Genomic DNA, 19,396 nt, shown 5'->3' with positions numbered 1-19,396 from the left:
AACACTCCCATGAATATTTAATTATATTCAACAGGTTAACTAATATCCCTGTCCGTTAGCCATTCTGGCATCCCGCTTGCTATTCCCTTTGTGTACCCAAAATGGAGTATGCAAAAGGGAAACATAATGAAAACAAAACTGATTACCTTACAGAACGCTGCCGGATTCTTTCGTGACGGCATGACCATCATGGTTGGTGGTTTTATGGGGGTCGGGACCCCGCCCCGCCTTGTCGAAGCCTTACTTGAATCCGGCGTCAGAGACCTGACACTGATCGCCAACGATACCGCCTTTGTCGATACCGGCATCGGCCCGCTGATCGTCAATGGCCGGGTGAACAAAGTCATTGCGTCCCATATCGGCACTAACCCGGAAACCGGGCGTCGGATGATCGCCAAAGAGATGGACGTTCAGCTGGTGCCGCAGGGTACGCTGATTGAACAGATCCGCTGCGGCGGTGCTGGACTCGGCGGCTTCCTGACCCCAACCGGCGTCGGCACGATTGTGGAAGATGGCAAACAAACCCTGACGCTTGACGGCAAAACCTGGCTACTGGAGCGACCGTTGCGTGCCGACCTGGCACTCATCCGCGCGCACCGTGCCGACCCACTCGGCAACCTGACCTACCAACTCAGCGCCCGCAACTTCAACCCGCTTATTGCCCTCGCCGCCGATATCACTCTGGTGGAACCTGACGAACTCGTTGAGACAGGCGATCTGTTGCCTGATCAGATAGTCACCCCCGGCGCCGTTATCGACCATATCGTCATGCCACAGGAGAGCAAATAATGGATGCTAAACAACGTATTGCGCGCCGTGTGGCGCAAGAACTTCGCGATGGTGATGTTGTGAATTTAGGCATTGGCCTGCCGACGATGGTCGCCAACTATCTGCCGGATGACATTCATATCACCCTGCAATCAGAGAACGGATTTCTCGGACTGGGACCGGTCACGACCGCGCATCCCGATCTGGTGAACGCCGGTGGTCAACCCTGCGGAATATTACCGGGTGCGGCGATGTTCGACAGCGCGATGTCATTCGCGCTGATTCGTGGCGGCCACGTCGATGCCTGCGTACTGGGCGGGTTGCAGGTTGATGAACAGGCTAACCTCGCGAACTGGGTCGTGCCCGGCAAAATGGTCCCTGGGATGGGCGGCGCGATGGATCTGGTAACCGGAGCGCGCAAAGTGATTATCGCGATGGAACACTGCGCGAAAGACGGCTCGGCGAAAATCCTTCGCCACTGCACCATGCCACTGACGGCCCAACATGCGGTGCATATGCTGGTTACCGAACTCGCCGTGTTCCGCTTTATCGACGGCAAAATGTGGCTGACGGAAATCGTCGACGGGTGCGACCTCGATACTCTGCGAGCAAAAACAGAAGCGCAGTTTGACATTGCCGCCGATCTGGTCGTTCAGCGAGGTGAAGCATGATCGGCCGTATCTCGCGTTTCATGACGCGCTTCGTCAGTCGCTGGCTGCCCGATCCCCTGATTTTCGCCATGCTGCTGACGCTGTTGACGTTCGGCATCGCGCTGTGGCTGACGCCGCAAACGCCGATCAGTATGGTGCGTTTCTGGGGGGATGGCTTCTGGAATCTGCTGGCCTTCGGGATGCAGATGGCGTTGATCATCGTGACAGGTCACGCGCTGGCCAGTTCCGGTCCGGTGAAAAACCTGCTGCGTACTGCCGCGTCTGCCGCAAAAACGCCCGCGCAGGGCGTAATGCTGGTGACCTTCTTTGGCTCCGTCGCCTGCGTCATCAACTGGGGCTTCGGTCTGGTAGTGGGAGCGATGTTTGCCCGTGAAGTTGCCCGTCGCGTGCCGGGATCCGATTATCCGCTGCTGATTGCCTGCGCTTATATCGGTTTTCTGACCTGGGGCGGCGGCTTCTCCGGCTCGATGCCCCTGCTGGCGGCAACGCCGGGTAACCCGGTGGAACACATTGCGGGCCTGATTCCGGTCAGCGACACCCTGTTTACCGGTTTCAACATCTTCATCACTCTCGGTCTGATTGTGGTCATGCCGTTTATCACCCGCATGATGACGCCAAAACCGTCGGATGTTGTCAGCGTCGATCCGAAACTGTTGATGGAAGAGCCTGATTTCCAGAAGACCTTGCCAGCAGATGCGCCTCCGTCCGAAAAACTGGAAGAGAGCCGAATCCTGGCGCTGATCATTGGGGCATTAGGCATCGCTTATCTCGGGATCTACTTCGCCGAGAAAGGGTTCAACATCACCATCAACACCGTCAACCTGATGTTTATGATTGCCGGTCTGCTGCTGCACAAAACGCCGATGGCCTATATGCGCGCCATTAGTGCCGCTGCGCGCAGCACCGCCGGTATCCTGGTGCAGTTCCCGTTCTATGCCGGTATCCAGTTGATGATGGAGCACTCCGGTCTCGGAGGACTCATCACCGAGTTCTTCATCAACGTCGCCAATAAAGACACCTTCCCGGTCATGACCTTCTTCAGCTCTGCGCTGATCAATTTTGCCGTGCCGTCAGGCGGTGGCCACTGGGTTATTCAGGGACCGTTCGTCATGCCAGCCGCGCAAGCGCTAGGGGCCGATCTGGGTAAATCCGTGATGGCGATTGCCTACGGCGAGCAGTGGATGAACATGGCGCAACCCTTCTGGGCGCTTCCCGCACTGGCCATCGCCGGGTTGGGGGTTCGCGACATCATGGGGTACTGCATCACCGCCCTGCTTTTCTCCGGTGTCATTTTTGTTGTCGGTCTGACCTTTTTCTGACGGCAGCGACTCACTTTTAAGGAACAGAAGATGAAAAATTGTGTCATCGTCAGCGCAGTACGTACCGCCATCGGCGGCTTCAACGGCGCGCTGGCCACCACCAGCGCCATCGAACTTGGCGCGACTGTGATTAGCGCCGCGCTGGAACGCGCGCAACTCGACCCGCAACGTGTGGATGAAGTGATCATGGGCAACGTGTTGCAGGCCGGTCTGGGACAAAACCCGGCGCGCCAGGCACTGTTAAAAAGCGGCCTTAGCGAAACCGTCTGCGGGTTTACCGTCAACAAAGTCTGCGGTTCAGGGCTCAAAAGCGTCGCACTGGCCGCCCAGGCAATTCAGGCCGGTCAGGCACAGGCGCTGGTTGCTGGCGGCATGGAAAACATGAGTCTAGCCCCCTATCTGCTGGATGCGAAAGCCCGCTGGGGTTATCGCCTCGGCGACGGCCAGTTGTCGGATGTGATTCTGCGTGACGGTCTGCTCTGTGCCACCCATGGTTATCACATGGGGATCACCGCCGAAAACGTCGCCCGTGAATACGGTATCAGCCGCGACATGCAGGATGAGCTCGCACTGCTCTCTCAGAAAAAAGCGGTCGCCGCCATCCATTCTGGCGCCTTTGAGGCCGAAATTGTGCCGGTCAGCGTCACGTCGCGTAAAAAAACCATTGTCTTTGACCGCGACGAATTCCCCAAGGCTGACTCAACAGCAGAAGGTCTTGCGGCACTGCGTCCGGCGTTTGATAAGGCCGGCACCGTCACCGCTGGCAACGCCTCTGGGATCAACGACGGCGCGGCCGCGCTGGTGGTCATGGAAGAATCTGCCGCACTGGCGGCAGGACTGAAACCGCTGGCACGCATTAAGGCATATGCCAGCGGCGGCGTCGCGCCAGCGCTGATGGGGATGGGGCCGGTACCCGCCACGCAGAAAGCCCTGAAACAATGCGGATTGCAGCTTTCCGATATCGATCTGATTGAAGCCAATGAGGCGTTTGCCGCGCAGTTCCTTGCCGTCGGCAAGACGCTGGGCTTCGACCCACAAAAGGTGAACGTGAACGGTGGCGCGATTGCGCTTGGGCATCCGATCGGCGCCAGCGGCGCGCGGATCCTGGTGACATTGCTGCATGCGCTTTCCGCCAGGGATAAAACGCTGGGTCTGGCAACGCTGTGCATCGGCGGCGGTCAGGGTATTGCAATGATTGTGGAAAGGATGAATTAACCCCTGGGGTCCCCTGGTTAGACACTAAATCCTTCGAGTCGCAGGACAACAGGCAGCAGGCATTTTGAACAACGCTTGCGCTGGCTTAAAGGGACGAGGCTCATGGACGAGCCGGGTCGCTTCGTCGCCAACACAGAGGCTGCTTGAAGGATAAAGTGTATCTGTCATAATAAACAAAACCGAGGGACCTCAATGAACATTATCGAACAACTTCAGTTACTGGTAAAAACAGGTACGCACGCGGAGCAAACAATTAGCCGTTACATTCTGGCTACATTATCGGGCGCGGAAAAACTGACGTCGACGGCAATTTCAAAAAAGACGCAAACCAGCCAACCCTCCATTGTTCGCTTTGCGCAATCTCTCGGTTATACCGGCTTTACTTCATTTAAATATGATTTAATTAAGTGTCTGCGCAGCGCACCTGAGGCACTGCTTCCGGCCCAGGCAACGAAAAACAATGTTATTCTTGGCGAGTTTATTAATAATAATAACCCTGCGGCCCTTAATACTTTCTTTGAAATTATTAATTCCAGCCGTAACCTCTATTTCTGTCATCCGCGAGAACTGAGTTCATTACTCAGCAATATCATTCAGGATTATAGTGATATTGGTAAAGTCTGCATTCCCGTAGAGTACCAGAATGCCCATTCATTGCTGACAAACACCCTGACGGATTGTGATTCCGTGATCCTGCTTCCTGGACTCAAAGATGAGCCGGATAATCAACTCATTACCTTGATTCGCGAGCATGAGGCCGCCTCACTGGCAGTCGCCTGCCATCAGAGCGGCGCGACGCTTGCCGATGTAACCTTATATACGCCTCAGTCCAGCGTCAGCCCCCTCAGTTTCGCCGCACTGAAAATGTCTTTACACACGCTTTTTTTCCACGCGCTGCAATATTGCTATCTGAATATGAATAATGAAAAGGCGCCTCATAAACAATGATCATCGACCGGGTTGAGGGGGAATAACGAACCCTGCCTTAATCAAAGAAATTAAAGCCAGCAAAACGGTTTATGAGGCGTAAACCACCGATGAGTTATAACTGCACAATACGTCCTGTCGATAACGAATGATGCACGGCTTCACATATTAACGTCGCCTGCAACCCATCATCAGCGGTTGCCAGATAAGGGGTATCAAATAATATGTGCTCAACAAAATCATGTATTGGCTGAATCCCATAGCCACTGGCTTTATTATTAACGTAATTAATAAAATTATAATTTGGCGTTGCACTGCGCTGAGGGGTGAACATTTCATATCCCCGCAACTGCGCATCGGCGCGATAATAGTTATTCTCGGTAATAACAAAACTACGCCCATCGTTTGCTTTGGGAAATGAAGGTGGTAAGCACCACCCCACTTCAACGGTCCATTGCGCGCCATTATCAAAGGTGACAAACGACTGAATGGTATCCCAGGAATCAACGCCTTCCGCCACCAGCTTCTTCTTCTGCCCTATCGCATAGACGCTCACCGCATTGGCGCCGTTCATATAATATCTAATCAAATCAAAACAATGCGTTCCGAGAAAATGAACGGGAGAACTCTCATTCGCCCATGACAGCCAGTTTTTCGGCACGTCGATAATATCGTCCATGCTCATATAGCCACGCAGGACCTGACCGGTTTCGGGTTTCAGCAACTCATGGTGAATATGCTGTGCCATCCCGTCCCAACGCTTGTGGTAATCAACGCCAATCTTCACTCCTTGTTGCTGCGCACAGCGGATGATTTCCCGACATTCCGCTGACGTTGTCGCCATCGGTTTCTCAATCAGCACGTGTTTGCCCGCCCTGATGGCTTCAATCGTGGCATCAAAGTGGAACGGATCCGGCGTCGCGATTGATATCAGATCAACGTCCGTCGCGGCAAACAACTCTGCCAGCGAGGCATAACCAGGCACCTGAAACTCCGCCGCAACGTTGGCGCGGATGTCCGGATTGATCTCGCAAAACCCCACCAGGTTCACCCACGGATTATAGTGATACGCATTGATATGATGTTTGCCATAAATACCGGCCCCCACCACCGCGGCATTGATTTTGTTCATTACACATTTCCTCAGTTAAACAAGCCAAACGAAAACAGATAACCGATGGCCACCGCCAGGGGCGCGGTAATCATCCGTGACAGCAAGAAAGAGGGCACGCCAAGACGAATGGTTTTCTCTTTCGCCTCCTGCATGGAAAGCCCAACGGGAATGAAATCGGCACCGACCTGGACGTTAATCGCGAACAGCGCCGGCAACGCCATCAGCGGTGAAACCACCCCGCTACCGATTAGCGTTCCTACCAGCACACCAACGACCTGCGCAATCGCCGCGCCAGGAGCCAGAATGGGAGAGATGAAGGGCAGACCACAAATAATCGCAATCACAAACAGACCGGTTAACGATCCGGCAAGCGGCGACAGCGCATTCCCGGTCCACTGACCAATCGCGGTCTCCTGAACCAGAGCGATCAGAACCGAGATAAAGGCCATAAAGGGGATCACGTTTTTAATACACAGCTCGACCGATTCACGCGCCGAGGAGTAGAGCAGGCTGACAAAGTTACCGATTCCCGTCGCAAAACGCGTCATCAACTCCAGCGCGGTGTTGGTCGCGGAACCGCGTGGTTTTGCCTCCACGCGTTCGTGAGCCACAGCACAGGCATGGTCTGTCGGGAGAGGATCACTGAGCTCAACGTTTTCCTCCCCGGTTACCGGTTGATTAATGGTTTCAATCAGCGAAAGCGATTCAAGACTGACATCAGAGATGTAAATATCTTCGGTGATATATTTCGCCAGCGGCCCCATCGCACCGGTAGGGAGTACGTTGATTGTCTTGATTCTTTTCTGCGGATAAATGCCGCAGCGCAGTGAACCGCCACAGTTGATGACCACACAAAGGATTTTCTTATCATCCGGCATGGCGTCAAAGCCGTTAACCACGGTCATTTCCAGCATTTCACCCAGTTTTTTCGCGACCGGATCAATGGTTTTGCCGGTAAGCGACAGGATGACCATGCGGGTATCGCGAGATAAATACATGTCATCGCCAATCCCTGAATGACCTTTTTTAATCAGTACGGTTTTCATTGGTTTTCCTCATTATTGTCAATGGGCCAATCAATTCATTTACGGATGGAGAACAATGACTGTTAACGTGTAATGAACCATAGGCTATTGGCTTTTCAGCCCCGTCAAATACCACTGTCACATGACCTAACTCGCATAAATTTTGCCATGCGGCCTCTCCCCAGCAGGTTATATTCCAGGTCTGATTATTAATCTGCAGAACATAATCCATTATTTTTTGTAATGGGGTAACATCACAAACAATATTCTTAATGACCAGGACATAATCGAGATAATCTTCCGGAGCATGGTCATTAAAGGTAATCAACATGCCATTAAGCAGTCCCTCTTCCACTTTTCTTCCAGCCTTTACGACGTCAGCCGAAAATAGTACTTTCATTGTTTTCCCTTATTCCTGATTAAGTTCGCGTTTCTCCAGCCGGGTGAAGATATATTCCGTCAGAAAACCACGGATAAAACCGAGTAGAATACCCGCAGCGATATAGCGTAATGCCAGGTCGGCAACCGGTAGATCGAGTCGCGTCAGGCCAGCGGCGACGCCCAGCCAGATAAAGAGTTCAGATGGCACAATGTGTGGGAACAGAGAGGTCAGCGGGTGTACGGTGCTGCCCAGCGCATCCTGATAAGCGGGTTTACAACGTTCGGGCAGAAATTTACCCATCGTCAGCGCACCCGGACTGCTAAGAAAGAACCAGGCAAAACTCGGCAAAATTCCATAGGTTAATATTTTTGACTTCCCCATCAGGGTGGCGACTTTTTCCATTCGCTGTTGGCCAATTAATTTCATAATAAAATTAACGGTCAAAATTAAGGTTATCAGCATCGGAATGGTACTGACGATCATCCCGGAGAATATCTTACCTGCGCTCTGGAAAAGATGGATAAAGCCTTCTGCTATTTCAACTATCATAGTTAACTCCCAACGTGTAGATATAAGTATATTCATCCGTCAGAAGTGTATTGACAGATGAAGGCAGCCAACGCTTTTGTCTTTAAGAATTCAGATGATGTTATTTAATAATTTTTCAGTTCTCCTGGCAGTAAGGGCTCGTAAATATCGCGGTTTGGTAACAGGAAAGTTAACGGGAAATGGCTGCACAAACAGTGAGCACCTTCACAGAGTTATAATTATTCATTTTATTTTGTATTTTTATACATGAAGGGAAAAGTCACCGGACAGGACCTTTTGGCAAGGGGAAATGGTGAATTCAGGACGAAAAAAAGGGAGGCAGCGCCTCCCTTTTGTGCAGTCGTTAAACTCGCCGATTACTCGTCAGCGTCATCGGCGACATCGTCGTCGGTTTCCGCTTCCGGGGCGATATCATCATCCCCTTCCGCCGCGCTACCGTCGATGGAGTCGAGTTCTTCGTCATCCACCGGCTCAGCTACACGCTGCAGACCCACCACGTTTTCATCTTCCGCCGTACGGATGAGGATTACGCCCTGAGTATTACGTCCTACCACGCTGATTTCCGACACGCGAGTACGCACCAGCGTACCGGCATCGGTGATCATCATGATCTGGTCGCAATCATCAACCTGCACCGCGCCAACAACAGAACCGTTGCGCTCGGTCACTTTGATAGAGATAACGCCCTGCGTCGCACGGGACTTGGTCGGATACTCTTCCGCCGCCGTACGCTTACCGTAACCATTTTGCGTCACGGTCAGGATCGCGCCTTCACCACGTGGAATAATCAGGGAGACGACTTTGTCTTCGCCCGCCAGCTTGATGCCTCGTACGCCAGTCGCAGTACGGCCCATCGCACGGACGGCGTCCTCTTTAAAGCGCACCACTTTGCCCGCCGCCGAGAACAGCATGACTTCGTCAGAACCGGAGGTCAGATCCACGCCAATCAGTTCGTCGCCATCGTTCAGGTTCACCGCAATGATACCGGCAGAACGCGGGCGGCTGAATTCGGTCAGCGCGGTTTTCTTCACCGTACCGCTGGCGGTCGCCATAAAGACGTTCACGCCCTCTTCGTACTCACGAACCGGCAGGATAGCGGTAATACGTTCGTCGGCTTCCAGCGGCAGCAGGTTGACGATCGGACGGCCACGCGCACCACGGCTCGCTTCTGGCAGTTGATAAACCTTCATCCAGTACAGACGGCCCCGGCTGGAGAAGCAGAGGATCGTGTCATGGGTGTTGGCCACCAGCAGACGGTCAATAAAGTCTTCTTCTTTAATACGTGCAGCCGATTTGCCTTTCCCACCACGACGTTGTGCTTCGTAGTCGGTCAGCGGCTGATACTTCACGTAGCCCTGATGAGACAGGGTCACAACCACATCTTCCTGGTTGATAAGATCTTCGATATTGATATCAGCGCTATTCGCGGTGATTTCGGTACGACGCTCATCGCCAAACTGATCGCGGATCAGCTCCAGCTCTTCGCGAATCACTTCCATCAGGCGATCGGCGCTGCCCAGAATGTGCAGCAGTTCCGCGATCTGTTCCAGCAGCTCTTTGTATTCATCGAGCAGTTTTTCATGCTCAAGGCCGGTCAGTTTCTGCAGACGCAGATCCAGAATCGCCTGGGCCTGCTGTTCTGTCAGGTAGTACTGACCGTCACGCACGCCGAATTCTGGCTCCAGCCATTCCGGACGCGCAGCGTCGTCACCAGCACGTTCCAGCATCGCAGCCACGTTGCCCAGATCCCACGGACGTGCGATCAATGCGGCTTTCGCTTCCGACGGGGTCGGCGCACGACGAATCAGCTCAATGATCGGGTCGATGTTCGCCAGCGCAATCGCCAGTGCTTCAAGGATATGCGCACGATCGCGGGCTTTACGCAGTTCGAAAATGGTACGGCGGGTCACCACTTCACGGCGGTGGCGCACAAACGCTGAAATGATGTCTTTCAGGTTCATGATCTTCGGCTGACCATGGTGCAGTGCCACCATGTTGATACCGAAAGAGACCTGCAGTTGAGTCTGGGAGTAGAGGTTGTTCAGTACCACTTCCCCGACCGCGTCGCGCTTAACTTCAATCACGATGCGCATACCGTCTTTGTCAGACTCGTCACGCAGCGCGCTGATGCCTTCAACACGTTTGTCTTTTACCAGTTCCGCGATTTTCTCGATCAGGCGCGCTTTGTTCACCTGATACGGAATTTCATGCACGATAATGGTTTCACGACCGGTTTTCGCGTCTACTTCCACTTCCGCGCGGGCACGGATGTACACTTTACCGCGACCGGTACGATAGGCTTCTTCAATACCGCGACGACCGTTGATGATCGCCGCCGTCGGGAAGTCCGGACCCGGGATGTATTCCATCAGCCCTTCAATGCTGATGTCTTCATTGTCGATATACGCCAGGCAGCCGTTAACCACTTCCGTCAGGTTGTGTGGCGGGATGTTGGTCGCCATCCCTACTGCGATACCGGACGAACCGTTTACCAACAGGTTCGGGATTTTGGTCGGCATAACGTCAGGGATTTTTTCCGTGCCGTCATAGTTGTCGACAAAATCAACCGTCTCTTTTTCCAGATCGGCCATTAACTCATGGGCAATCTTCGCCAGACGGATTTCCGTATAACGCATCGCCGCCGCGGAATCGCCATCGATGGAACCGAAGTTCCCCTGGCCATCCACCAGCATATATCGCAGCGAGAACGGCTGAGCCATACGGACAATGGTGTCGTATACCGCAGAGTCGCCATGCGGGTGGTATTTACCGATTACGTCACCAACGACACGGGCTGATTTCTTATAGGCTTTGTTCCAGTCATTGCCCAATACGTTCATGGCGTAAAGTACGCGACGGTGTACCGGCTTCAGGCCATCTCGGACATCCGGCAGCGCACGGCCAACAATGACCGACATCGCATAATCCAGATAAGAGTTCTTCAGCTCTTCCTCAATGTTGACCGGTGTAATTTCTCTCGCAAGGTCGCTCATCTAACCGCTATCCCTCTACTGTATCCCGGATTCAAAGGTCGCAAATTATAACACAACCGCAGAGATTGAGGTAAACCAATAAGCTTTATTCACCCGCGTGGACTGATATACTCCTGTCACTAGCCCTATAAGGAGTAAAAGCCCCGATGAATGCCGTAAAACCACCGGTAAACCACAACGTTGACCATGAAGAAATTGCCAAGTTTGAAGCAGTCGCGTCGCGCTGGTGGGATCTGGAAGGCGAATTTAAGCCGTTGCATCGCATTAACCCGCTGCGGCTGGGCTATATTGCTGAACGCTCAGGCGGCCTGTTTGGTAAAAAGGTGCTCGACGTCGGCTGCGGCGGCGGCATTCTGGCAGAGAGCATGGCGCGTGAAGGCGCCACAGTGACCGGTCTGGACATGGGGTTTGAGCCCTTGCAGGTAGCAAAACTGCATGCGCTGGAAAGTGGTATTCAGGTGGATTACGTGCAGGAAACCGTGGAAGAGCACGCGGCAAAACATGCCCATCAGTATGACGTGGTAACCTGTATGGAGATGCTGGAACATGTGCCCGATCCGCAATCGGTGGTTCGCGCCTGCGCACAACTGGTGAAACCCGGCGGCGAGGTGTTCTTCTCAACGCTCAACCGTAATGGCAAATCCTGGCTGATGGCGGTTGTCGGTGCGGAATATATTTTACGCATGGTGCCGAAAGGGACCCATGATGTGAAGAAATTTATTAAACCTGCGGAGCTGCTAGGTTGGGTGGATCAGACGGTCTTGCAGGAGCGCCATATGACCGGGTTGCACTACAACCCTATCACCAACACCTTCAAGCTTGGCCCTGGCGTTGATGTGAACTATATGGTGCATACCACCGCAAAAGCGGAATAAGCCCCCTGCCTGATGGCGCTTCGCTTATCAGGCCTACAAAGATGTGCCTGTAGGCCGGATACAACATTACTGTCGCCATCCGGCTTACAAAAATTGCGCCAGATCATGAGAACTTTCTACACCTTCGTTGAAGAAATCAGCACTCGATCAAATTATCTATTTTTTTTATGAATTATTGACATCCCCGCCAGGCCTTATGCGACGTGCACTTAGCCATTCTTACCCTTTTGCAACCTCAATTTAACCTCAAAATCAACTCTTGTGCTGAAAAGAATCCCTACTAGAATACTCACCATATAGCGTTTACTTTAACACTCAACCCCTACATGTAGTATTTATCCACAGAGTTAGTCACAAGGTGGCATTGTGGATAATGCAGGGGATATTTTTTCTTTCACGGACAGGTAAAAAACCACATGAATCAGAGTCTGCTGGTGACAAAGCGTGATGGTAGTACAGAGCGCATCAATCTCGACAAAATCCATCGGGTTCTGGATTGGGCGGCAGAAGGACTGAATAACGTATCGATCTCTCAGGTCGAACTGCGCTCCCACATCCAGTTTTATGACGGTATCAAGACCTCCGATATCCATGAAACGATCATTAAAGCGGCGGCGGACCTGATCTCCCGCGATGCGCCGGATTATCAGTATCTGGCTGCGCGTCTGGCGATTTTCCATCTGCGTAAAAAAGCCTACGGCGAATTTGAACCGCCGAAACTGTTTGACCATGTGGTGAAAATGGTTGAAATGGGCAAATACGACAATCATCTGCTGGAAGACTACACGGAAGAAGAGTTCAAGCAGATGGACTCGTTCATCGTACACGACCGTGATATGACCTTCTCCTACGCCGCCGTTAAGCAGCTGGAAGGGAAATATCTGGTACAGAACCGTGTCACCGGTGAGATCTACGAAAGCGCCCAGTTCCTCTATATTCTGGTAGCAGCCTGCCTGTTCTCGAATTACCCGCGCGAAACCCGTCTGGAATACGTCAAACGTTTTTATGACGCGGTGTCGACGTTCAAAATTTCTCTGCCGACGCCGATCATGTCCGGCGTTCGTACCCCGACGCGTCAGTTCAGCTCTTGCGTGCTGATCGAGTGCGGCGACAGCCTGGACTCGATCAACGCCACCTCCAGCGCGATTGTGAAATACGTTTCCCAGCGTGCTGGTATCGGTATCAACGCCGGTCATATCCGTGCGCTGGGCAGCCCGATTCGCGGCGGCGAAGCGTTCCACACCGGCTGTATCCCGTTCTACAAGCACTTCCAGACCGCCGTGAAATCCTGCTCTCAGGGCGGTGTACGCGGTGGTGCGGCCACGCTGTTCTACCCGATGTGGCATCTGGAAGTGGAAAGCCTGCTGGTATTGAAAAACAACCGTGGCGTGGAAGGCAACCGCGTGCGTCACATGGACTACGGCGTACAAATCAACAAACTGATGTACACCCGTCTGCTGAAAGGGGAAGACATTACCCTGTTCAGCCCGTCCGACGTCCCTGGCCTGTATGATGCGTTCTTCGCCGATCAGGACGAGTTCGAGCGTCTGTACACGAAATATGAGAAAGACGACAGCATCCGCAAACAGCGTGTCAAAGCCGTTGAACTGTTCTCGCTGATGATGCAGGAACGCGCCTCTACGGGTCGTATCTATATTCAGAACGTTGACCACTGCAACACCCACAGCCCGTTCGATCCGCAGGTCGCGCCGGTGCGCCAGTCCAACTTATGTCTGGAAATCGCGCTGCCAACCAAACCACTGATGGATGTGAACGACGAAAACGGTGAAATCGCCCTGTGTACGCTCTCCGCGTTCAACCTGGGAGCAATCAACAGCCTCGAGGAACTGGAAGAGCTGGCGGTACTGGCCGTTCGCGCCCTTGATGCGCTGTTAGATTATCAGGACTACCCGATCCCGGCTGCCAAACGTGGTGCGATGGGGCGTCGTACGCTGGGTATTGGCGTGATTAACTACGCTTACTATCTGGCGAAGCACGGCGTACGTTACTCCGACGGCAGCGCCAACAACCTGACGCACAAAACGTTTGAAGCCATTCAGTACTATCTGCTGAAGGCCTCTAACGAACTGGCGATTGAACAAGGCGCCTGCCCATGGTTTAACGAAACCACCTACGCACAGGGCATTCTGCCGATCGATACTTACAAGAAAGATTTGGATGCCATCACCAGTGAACCGCTGCATCATGACTGGGAAGCGCTTCGTGAGTCCATCAAGACCCACGGTCTGCGTAACTCAACGCTCTCTGCCCTGATGCCGTCCGAGACCTCTTCGCAGATCTCGAACGCCACTAACGGTATTGAGCCGCCGCGCGGTTACGTCAGCATTAAAGCGTCGAAAGACGGTATCCTGCGTCAGGTGGTGCCGGACTACGAGCACCTGGGCAACGCCTATGAGCTGCTGTGGGAAATGCCGGGGAATGACGGTTATCTGCAACTGGTCGGGATTATGCAGAAGTTTATCGATCAGTCGATTTCAGCCAACACCAATTACGATCCGTCGCGCTTCCCGTCCGGAAAAGTGCCGATGCAGCAGTTGCTCAAAGACCTGCTCACCGCCTATAAGTTCGGGGTCAAAACGCTGTATTATCAGAACACCCGCGACGGCGCGGAAGATGCCCAGGACGATCTGGTGCCATCCATTCAGGACGATGGCTGCGAAAGCGGCGCATGTAAGATTTAATCTGTTGCCGGATGGCGGCGAAAAGCCTCATCCGGCCTACAAAATCAATCGGATGTTGTAGGCCGGATAAGCGAAGCGCCATCCGGCATTACACAGCTGACAGGACTCACTTCAATGGCATACACCACATTTTCACAGACGAAAAACGATCAACTGCTGGAGCCGATGTTTTTTGGTCAGCCGGTTAACGTGGCCCGCTACGATCAGCAAAAATATGACATCTTCGAAAAGCTGATCGAAAAACAACTCTCCTTCTTCTGGCGTCCTGAAGAGGTTGACGTTTCACGCGACCGCATCGACTACCAGGCGCTGCCAGAGCATGAAAAACACATTTTTATCAGCAATCTGAAGTACCAGACGCTGCTGGATTCTATTCAGGGGCGTAGCCCGAACGTGGCACTGCTGCCGCTGATCTCCATTCCGGAACTGGAAACCTGGGTCGAAACCTGGGCCTTCTCCGAGACCATTCACTCGCGCTCTTACACCCATATCATTCGTAATATCGTTAACGATCCGGCTATTGTGTTTGATGACATCGTCACCAACGAGCAGATCCAGAAACGTGCGGAAGGCATTTCCAGCTATTACGATGAGCTGATTGAGATGACCAGCTACTGGCACCTGCTGGGCGAAGGGACGCACACCGTGAACGGCAAAACCGTCACCGTGAACCTGCGTGCGCTGAAGAAAAAACTGTATCTGTGCCTGATGAGCGTCAACGCGCTGGAAGCAATCCGCTTCTACGTCAGCTTCGCCTGCTCATTCGCTTTCGCCGAGCGTGAACTGATGGAAGGCAACGCTAAAATCATTCGCCTGATTGCCCGTGACGAAGCGCTGCACTTGACTGGCACTCAGCACATGCTGAACCTGTTGCGCAGCGGCGTTGACGATCCGGAAATGGCGGAAATTGCCGAAGAGTGTAAGCAGGAGTGCTATGACCTGTTTGTGCAGGCCGCCCTGCAGGAAAAAGAGTGGGCAGACTATCTGTTCCGCGACGGTTCAATGATCGGCCTGAACAAAGACATTCTGTGCCAGTACGTCGAATACATCACCAACATTCGTATGCAGGCGGTCGGTCTGGATCTGCCGTTCCAGACCCGTTCCAATCCGATCCCGTGGATCAACACCTGGCTGGTGTCCGATAACGTTCAGGTGGCCCCGCAGGAAGTGGAAGTGAGTTCTTATCTGGTCGGGCAGATCGACTCTGAAGTCGATACCGACGATCTGAGTAACTTCCAGCTCTGATGGGACGCGTCACACTGCGCATCACTGGCACACAGTTGCTGTGCCAGGATGAACACCCTTCCCTGCTCGCCGCGCTTGAATCGCACAACGTTGAAGTGGAATATCAGTGCCGCGAAGGCTATTGCGGCTCTTGCCGCTGCCGTCTGGTTGCAGGTCAAGTGGACTGGATCGCCGAGCCGTTAGCATTCATTCAGCCCGGCGAAATTTTGCCCTGCTGTTGCAGGGCAAAAGGCGACATCGAAATTGAGATGTAGCGCGCGTTACAGCGCGTAGTAATACGCTTTCACCTGTTCCCAGTCCGCTTTCGGGATGGGACTCAGGTACTTCTCAAGCTGAGAGAAGTCATGGTGCGCCGCTTTATGGCGGCGCAAACGACGACGGCTTTTTTCCAGATCTAAAAACCCGGCTTCTACCGTCCCTTCCGTTTTCACATAGATATGTCTTACGTAGCAGCAGCCGTGCTGACGATTGACGCTGTGCATCTTTTTAAAGGCCAGCGCGACCGCGTTTAGCATTGCATCTCGCACCTCATCAGGATACGGCGTCACTGTATGCTGTTTATACCACTCCTCGATGCTCACAAAGCCTTTCATATCTTCGGTGATCAGCAGCGCACGCCATTCACCGTTAACTTTTGTCGCGTTGCCATAGACAATTTTCGGCACGATAACGCCCGCGCGGGCCAGTTCGTTGATCACCTCGATTTCGCGCACAATCGTCGGACGTCCGAAAGGATAGCGTACCGAGTGAAACAGGTGTTGTGTCATCCGCTTCACATACAATTTCTTCCCGTCACGTTCGATGCATTGCACACCGCTCATCCCTTTGCGTCGATAATTCGGTTCTTCGACCCAATCGCCTTCCGTTGCCCACCAGCTCTCAAACTCATCCTGCACTGCTGCCTGCGCCATTGTGACCATCCGTTACAGTAACGACATAAATTATTTATCGAACAAATATAAATCTTCTTCTTAAGGAAATCTTAAGAAATTAATGATCGGCTACGGACTTCTTGATCTGACGTGTGCTTTTTTGCATTAAACCGGCAGGAAAAGAGATAAAAAAACTGCACCTTACTCAGCGGTTGCCCGCCTTTGGGGTGCAGTGGAGAGGGATAACGCGGTTGTTACTCTTTACGTAAGAACATCACCGCTTTGTCGGGGAAGTCGGTGAACAGCCCGTCCACGCCCGCTTTGTTGTAGAGGATGTCGTACAGCTGATTCACATCCGTCGTGTACTCCGGCAACTGATCGGCGCGCACCGTATAAGGATGAACCGCCATCTTATTCTGGTGGGCCTCTTTCACCATATCTGTCAGGACGATATTGCCTTTCGTCGACTTCTCGTCAATCAGCATGTGGTAATCCGGACCGATGCCGTCCGCATATTCCGCCACCTGCTTCATCGCCCCGGGTTTAAACATCCAGTCGTAGTTGTAATTGACCCAACTGCCGTCCGGCTGCTTCTCCTGGGTTTCATTCCAGTCGGTATAGGCAATCAACTGCACCAGGTTCAGATCCATCCCCATTTTAGGTTCCAGCTCATTTTTGATGCGCTTGAGTTCTGCTACATCAAAACTTTGCAGATAGACTTTGTCCTGCTTGTCGCTGTAACCGTACTGTTTCAGCACTTCCAGGGTCTTCGTCGCAATGTCCTTCCCTTCCTGATGATGGAACCACGGCGCTTTGATCTCCGGATAGATACCGATGTTCTTGCCGGTAGAATGGTTCAGTCCCTGAACAAACTCGATCTCTTCAGCAAAGGTATGCACGCGGAAATCCGATTTACCCATCGGGAAACGGCCAGGATAGGTTTGCACCTTCTTGCCATTTTCCAGATCAAACCCTTCGGTAAATTTCAGAGATTTGATTTCGTCCAGCGTAAAGTCGATGGCGTAATAACGACCGTCTTTGCGCGCACGATCCGGAAAACGCTCGGCGACATCCGTCACGCGATCAAGATAGTGGTCATGCAGGACGACCAGTTGGTCGTCTTTGGTCATCACCAGATCCTGTTCCAGATAATCCGCCCCCTGCGCGTAGGCCATCGCTTTCGCGGGCAGCGTATGCTCCGGTAGGTAGCCGCTCGCGCCACGGTGGGCAATCACAACTTTATCCGTGTTGCTGGCGGCCAGGGCATGACTTCCCATTACCGCGCCCGCCATCATCAGCGTCAGGCTCAGGTTTTTCAGTGTTTTTTTCATTCACTTAGCCCCCGTTGCGTTTCAGTTGCATCTCAGCATGGTGGCGTTTTTCGCCGATCATCACCACAATCAACAGAATCACCGCCAGAATGCTGCCGCCGATCATCACCATGAAACCGCCGTCCCAGCCGAAGAAGTCCACGGTGTAGCCGACGATGGCGCTAGCCGCCACGGAACCGCCGAGGTAACCAAACAGGCCGGTAAAGCCCGCTGCCGTCCCTGCGGCTTTTTTCGGTGCCAGTTCCAGCGCATGCAGGCCAATCAGCATCACCGGACCGTAAATCAGGAAGCCGATCACAATCATACAAACCATATCGACGGTCGGGTTACCTGCCGGGTTCATCCAGTAAACGATGGTAGCGATCGTCACCAGGGTCATAAAGAACACACCGGTCGCGCCACGGTTACCACGGAACACTTTGTCCGACATCCAGCCGCACAGCAGCGTGCCAGGGATCCCTGCATATTCATAGAAGAAGTAGGCCCAGGAGGATTTATCCAGCGCAAAGTGCTTCACTTCTTTCAGATAGGTTGGAGACCAGTCGAGAATGCCGTAACGCAGCAGGTAAACGAACACGTTCGCAATCGCGATGTACCACAACAGTTTATTCGGCAGAACGTACTGCATGAAGATCTGCTTCGCGGTCAGCTCTTCTTCCGCTTTCTCGTTGTAGTCGTCCGGATAGTCGTTTTTGTACTCTTCGATGGGCGGCAGGCCACAGGATTGCGGCGTATCACGCATCAGCGCGAAAGCGAAAATAGCCACCAGAATGGCGCCGAACGCTGGCATATACAGGGCAGCTTTCCAGTCGTTAAACCAGGCCATCCCGAGCAGGAACAGCAGCGGAGGGATCCCGCCACCGACGTTATGCGCACAGTTCCAGACGGAGACAATCCCGCCACGTTCCTTCTGCGACCACCAGTGCACCATGGTACGTCCGCACGGCGGCCAGCCCATTCCCTGGAACCATCCGCAGAGGAACAACAGCACGAACATAATGGCAATGCTCGATGTCGCCCACGGTACAAAGCCCATGAACAGCATCACTGCCGCGGCCAGAATCAGACCGGCTGGCAGGAAAACGCGCGGATTCGAGCGATCCGAAACCGACCCCATGATGAATTTCGAAAATCCGTAGGCAATAGAGATCCCCGACAAGGCAAAACCTAAATCACCGCGTGAAAACCCCTGCTCGACCAGGTAAGGCATTGCAAGGGCAAAGTTCTTGCGCACCAGATAGTACGCGGCATAGCCAAAGAATATCCCCAGGAATATTTGCCAGCGAAGCCGGCGGTATGTCGGATCGATCTCCGCTGCAGGCAAGCGAGCTTTATGCGCCGCTGGTTTAAAAATACTCAACATAATGTAGCCTCCGTGGCCCGTCTTTTATAAGTAGTAAACACCGCA

Annotated in this window: 17 protein-coding genes; 9 read left to right on the top strand and 8 right to left on the bottom strand. The window is 53.1% G+C overall.

Annotation, left to right across the window (positions count from 1 at the left end; genetic code table 11):
- Positions 1-126: 126 nt before the first annotated feature.
- The 5 genes from atoD (at position 127) to AOY24_RS00890 (ending at position 4,921) form a co-directional block, all read left to right on the top strand.
- Complete coding sequence (gene atoD / locus AOY24_RS00910) at positions 127-789, top strand: acetate CoA-transferase subunit alpha (protein WP_043000064.1); 663 nt, start codon at positions 127-129, stop codon at positions 787-789.
- Positions 789-1,439 carry a 3-oxoacid CoA-transferase subunit B gene (locus AOY24_RS00905; protein ID WP_043000063.1) on the top strand — a complete coding sequence of 217 codons (651 nt, stop codon included), beginning with the start codon at positions 789-791 and terminating at the stop codon, positions 1,437-1,439. Before atoD ends, AOY24_RS00905 begins: the two co-directional genes overlap by 1 nt.
- Positions 1,436-2,758 (top strand): TIGR00366 family protein, encoded by a 1,323-nt coding sequence (locus tag AOY24_RS00900; protein ID WP_043000062.1) that lies wholly within the window; start codon positions 1,436-1,438, stop codon positions 2,756-2,758. The genes AOY24_RS00905 and AOY24_RS00900 overlap by 4 nt, the downstream gene beginning before the upstream one ends.
- Before the next feature lie 30 nt (positions 2,759-2,788).
- Entirely contained in the window at positions 2,789-3,973 is a 1,185-nt protein-coding gene (locus AOY24_RS00895; RefSeq protein WP_054175988.1) for an acetyl-CoA C-acetyltransferase, read from the top strand.
- Positions 3,974-4,165: 192 nt separating this feature from the next.
- Positions 4,166-4,921, top strand: coding sequence for a MurR/RpiR family transcriptional regulator (locus AOY24_RS00890; RefSeq protein ID WP_054175987.1), 756 nt, complete (start codon positions 4,166-4,168; stop codon positions 4,919-4,921).
- Between the two features lie 94 nt (positions 4,922-5,015).
- On the opposite strand, the gene AOY24_RS00885 is transcribed toward AOY24_RS00890, so the two are convergent.
- The 5 genes from AOY24_RS00885 to gyrA form a co-directional block, all read right to left on the bottom strand.
- The gene (locus AOY24_RS00885) at positions 5,016-6,032 is read right to left on the bottom strand and encodes a Gfo/Idh/MocA family protein (RefSeq protein WP_044258571.1); all 1,017 of its coding nucleotides are present in this window, start codon (positions 6,030-6,032) and stop codon (positions 5,016-5,018) included.
- A gap of 11 nt (positions 6,033-6,043) precedes the next feature.
- Complete coding sequence (locus tag AOY24_RS00880; protein WP_054175986.1) at positions 6,044-7,060, bottom strand: PTS glucitol/sorbitol transporter subunit IIB; 1,017 nt, start codon at positions 7,058-7,060, stop codon at positions 6,044-6,046.
- Positions 7,041-7,439 carry a PTS glucitol/sorbitol transporter subunit IIA gene (locus tag AOY24_RS00875; RefSeq protein ID WP_054175985.1) on the bottom strand — a complete coding sequence of 133 codons (399 nt, stop codon included), beginning with the start codon at positions 7,437-7,439 and terminating at the stop codon, positions 7,041-7,043. Before AOY24_RS00875 ends, AOY24_RS00880 begins: the two co-directional genes overlap by 20 nt.
- A gap of 9 nt (positions 7,440-7,448) precedes the next feature.
- Entirely contained in the window at positions 7,449-7,970 is a 522-nt protein-coding gene (locus AOY24_RS00870; protein ID WP_042317872.1) for a PTS glucitol/sorbitol transporter subunit IIC, read from the bottom strand.
- 356 nt (positions 7,971-8,326) lie between these two features.
- Complete coding sequence (gene gyrA, locus AOY24_RS00865; protein ID WP_044266198.1) at positions 8,327-10,963, bottom strand: DNA topoisomerase (ATP-hydrolyzing) subunit A; 2,637 nt, start codon at positions 10,961-10,963, stop codon at positions 8,327-8,329.
- Positions 10,964-11,109: 146 nt separating this feature from the next.
- Here gyrA and ubiG point away from each other — a divergent pair, with 146 nt between their 5' ends.
- The 4 genes from ubiG (at position 11,110) to yfaE (ending at position 16,039) form a co-directional block, all read left to right on the top strand.
- Positions 11,110-11,838, top strand: a complete 729-nt coding sequence (gene ubiG, locus AOY24_RS00860; RefSeq protein ID WP_044258562.1) for a bifunctional 2-polyprenyl-6-hydroxyphenol methylase/3-demethylubiquinol 3-O-methyltransferase UbiG — start codon at positions 11,110-11,112, stop codon at positions 11,836-11,838.
- A gap of 416 nt (positions 11,839-12,254) precedes the next feature.
- The gene (nrdA, locus tag AOY24_RS00855) at positions 12,255-14,540 is read left to right on the top strand and encodes a class 1a ribonucleoside-diphosphate reductase subunit alpha (RefSeq protein WP_054175984.1); all 2,286 of its coding nucleotides are present in this window, start codon (positions 12,255-12,257) and stop codon (positions 14,538-14,540) included.
- 114 nt (positions 14,541-14,654) lie between these two features.
- Positions 14,655-15,785 carry a class Ia ribonucleoside-diphosphate reductase subunit beta gene (gene nrdB / locus AOY24_RS00850; protein WP_042317865.1) on the top strand — a complete coding sequence of 377 codons (1,131 nt, stop codon included), beginning with the start codon at positions 14,655-14,657 and terminating at the stop codon, positions 15,783-15,785.
- Positions 15,785-16,039: a ferredoxin-like diferric-tyrosyl radical cofactor maintenance protein YfaE gene (yfaE, locus tag AOY24_RS00845; protein ID WP_043000054.1), complete on the top strand. Its 255-nt coding sequence runs from the start codon at positions 15,785-15,787 to the stop codon at positions 16,037-16,039. Before nrdB ends, yfaE begins: the two co-directional genes overlap by 1 nt.
- Before the next feature lie 6 nt (positions 16,040-16,045).
- Here yfaE and inaA read toward each other — a convergent pair whose 3' ends face one another.
- The 3 genes from inaA to glpT form a co-directional block, all read right to left on the bottom strand.
- Complete coding sequence (gene inaA, locus AOY24_RS00840) at positions 16,046-16,696, bottom strand: lipopolysaccharide kinase InaA (RefSeq protein ID WP_054175983.1); 651 nt, start codon at positions 16,694-16,696, stop codon at positions 16,046-16,048.
- Between the two features lie 215 nt (positions 16,697-16,911).
- On the bottom strand, positions 16,912-17,988 hold the full coding sequence (gene glpQ / locus AOY24_RS00835; protein ID WP_043000052.1) for a glycerophosphodiester phosphodiesterase: 1,077 nt from the start codon (positions 17,986-17,988) through the stop codon (positions 16,912-16,914).
- A gap of 4 nt (positions 17,989-17,992) precedes the next feature.
- Positions 17,993-19,351, bottom strand: coding sequence for a glycerol-3-phosphate transporter (gene glpT, locus AOY24_RS00830; RefSeq protein ID WP_044258558.1), 1,359 nt, complete (start codon positions 19,349-19,351; stop codon positions 17,993-17,995).
- Between the last annotated feature and the right edge of the window lie 45 nt (positions 19,352-19,396).

This window comes from Citrobacter sp. CtB7.12, assembly GCF_001297795.1.
GTDB lineage: Bacteria > Pseudomonadota > Gammaproteobacteria > Enterobacterales > Enterobacteriaceae > Citrobacter_A > Citrobacter_A amalonaticus.
The sequence above is the reverse complement of the archived record's forward strand: the minus strand, read 5'-3'. Positions and strand labels throughout refer to the sequence as shown.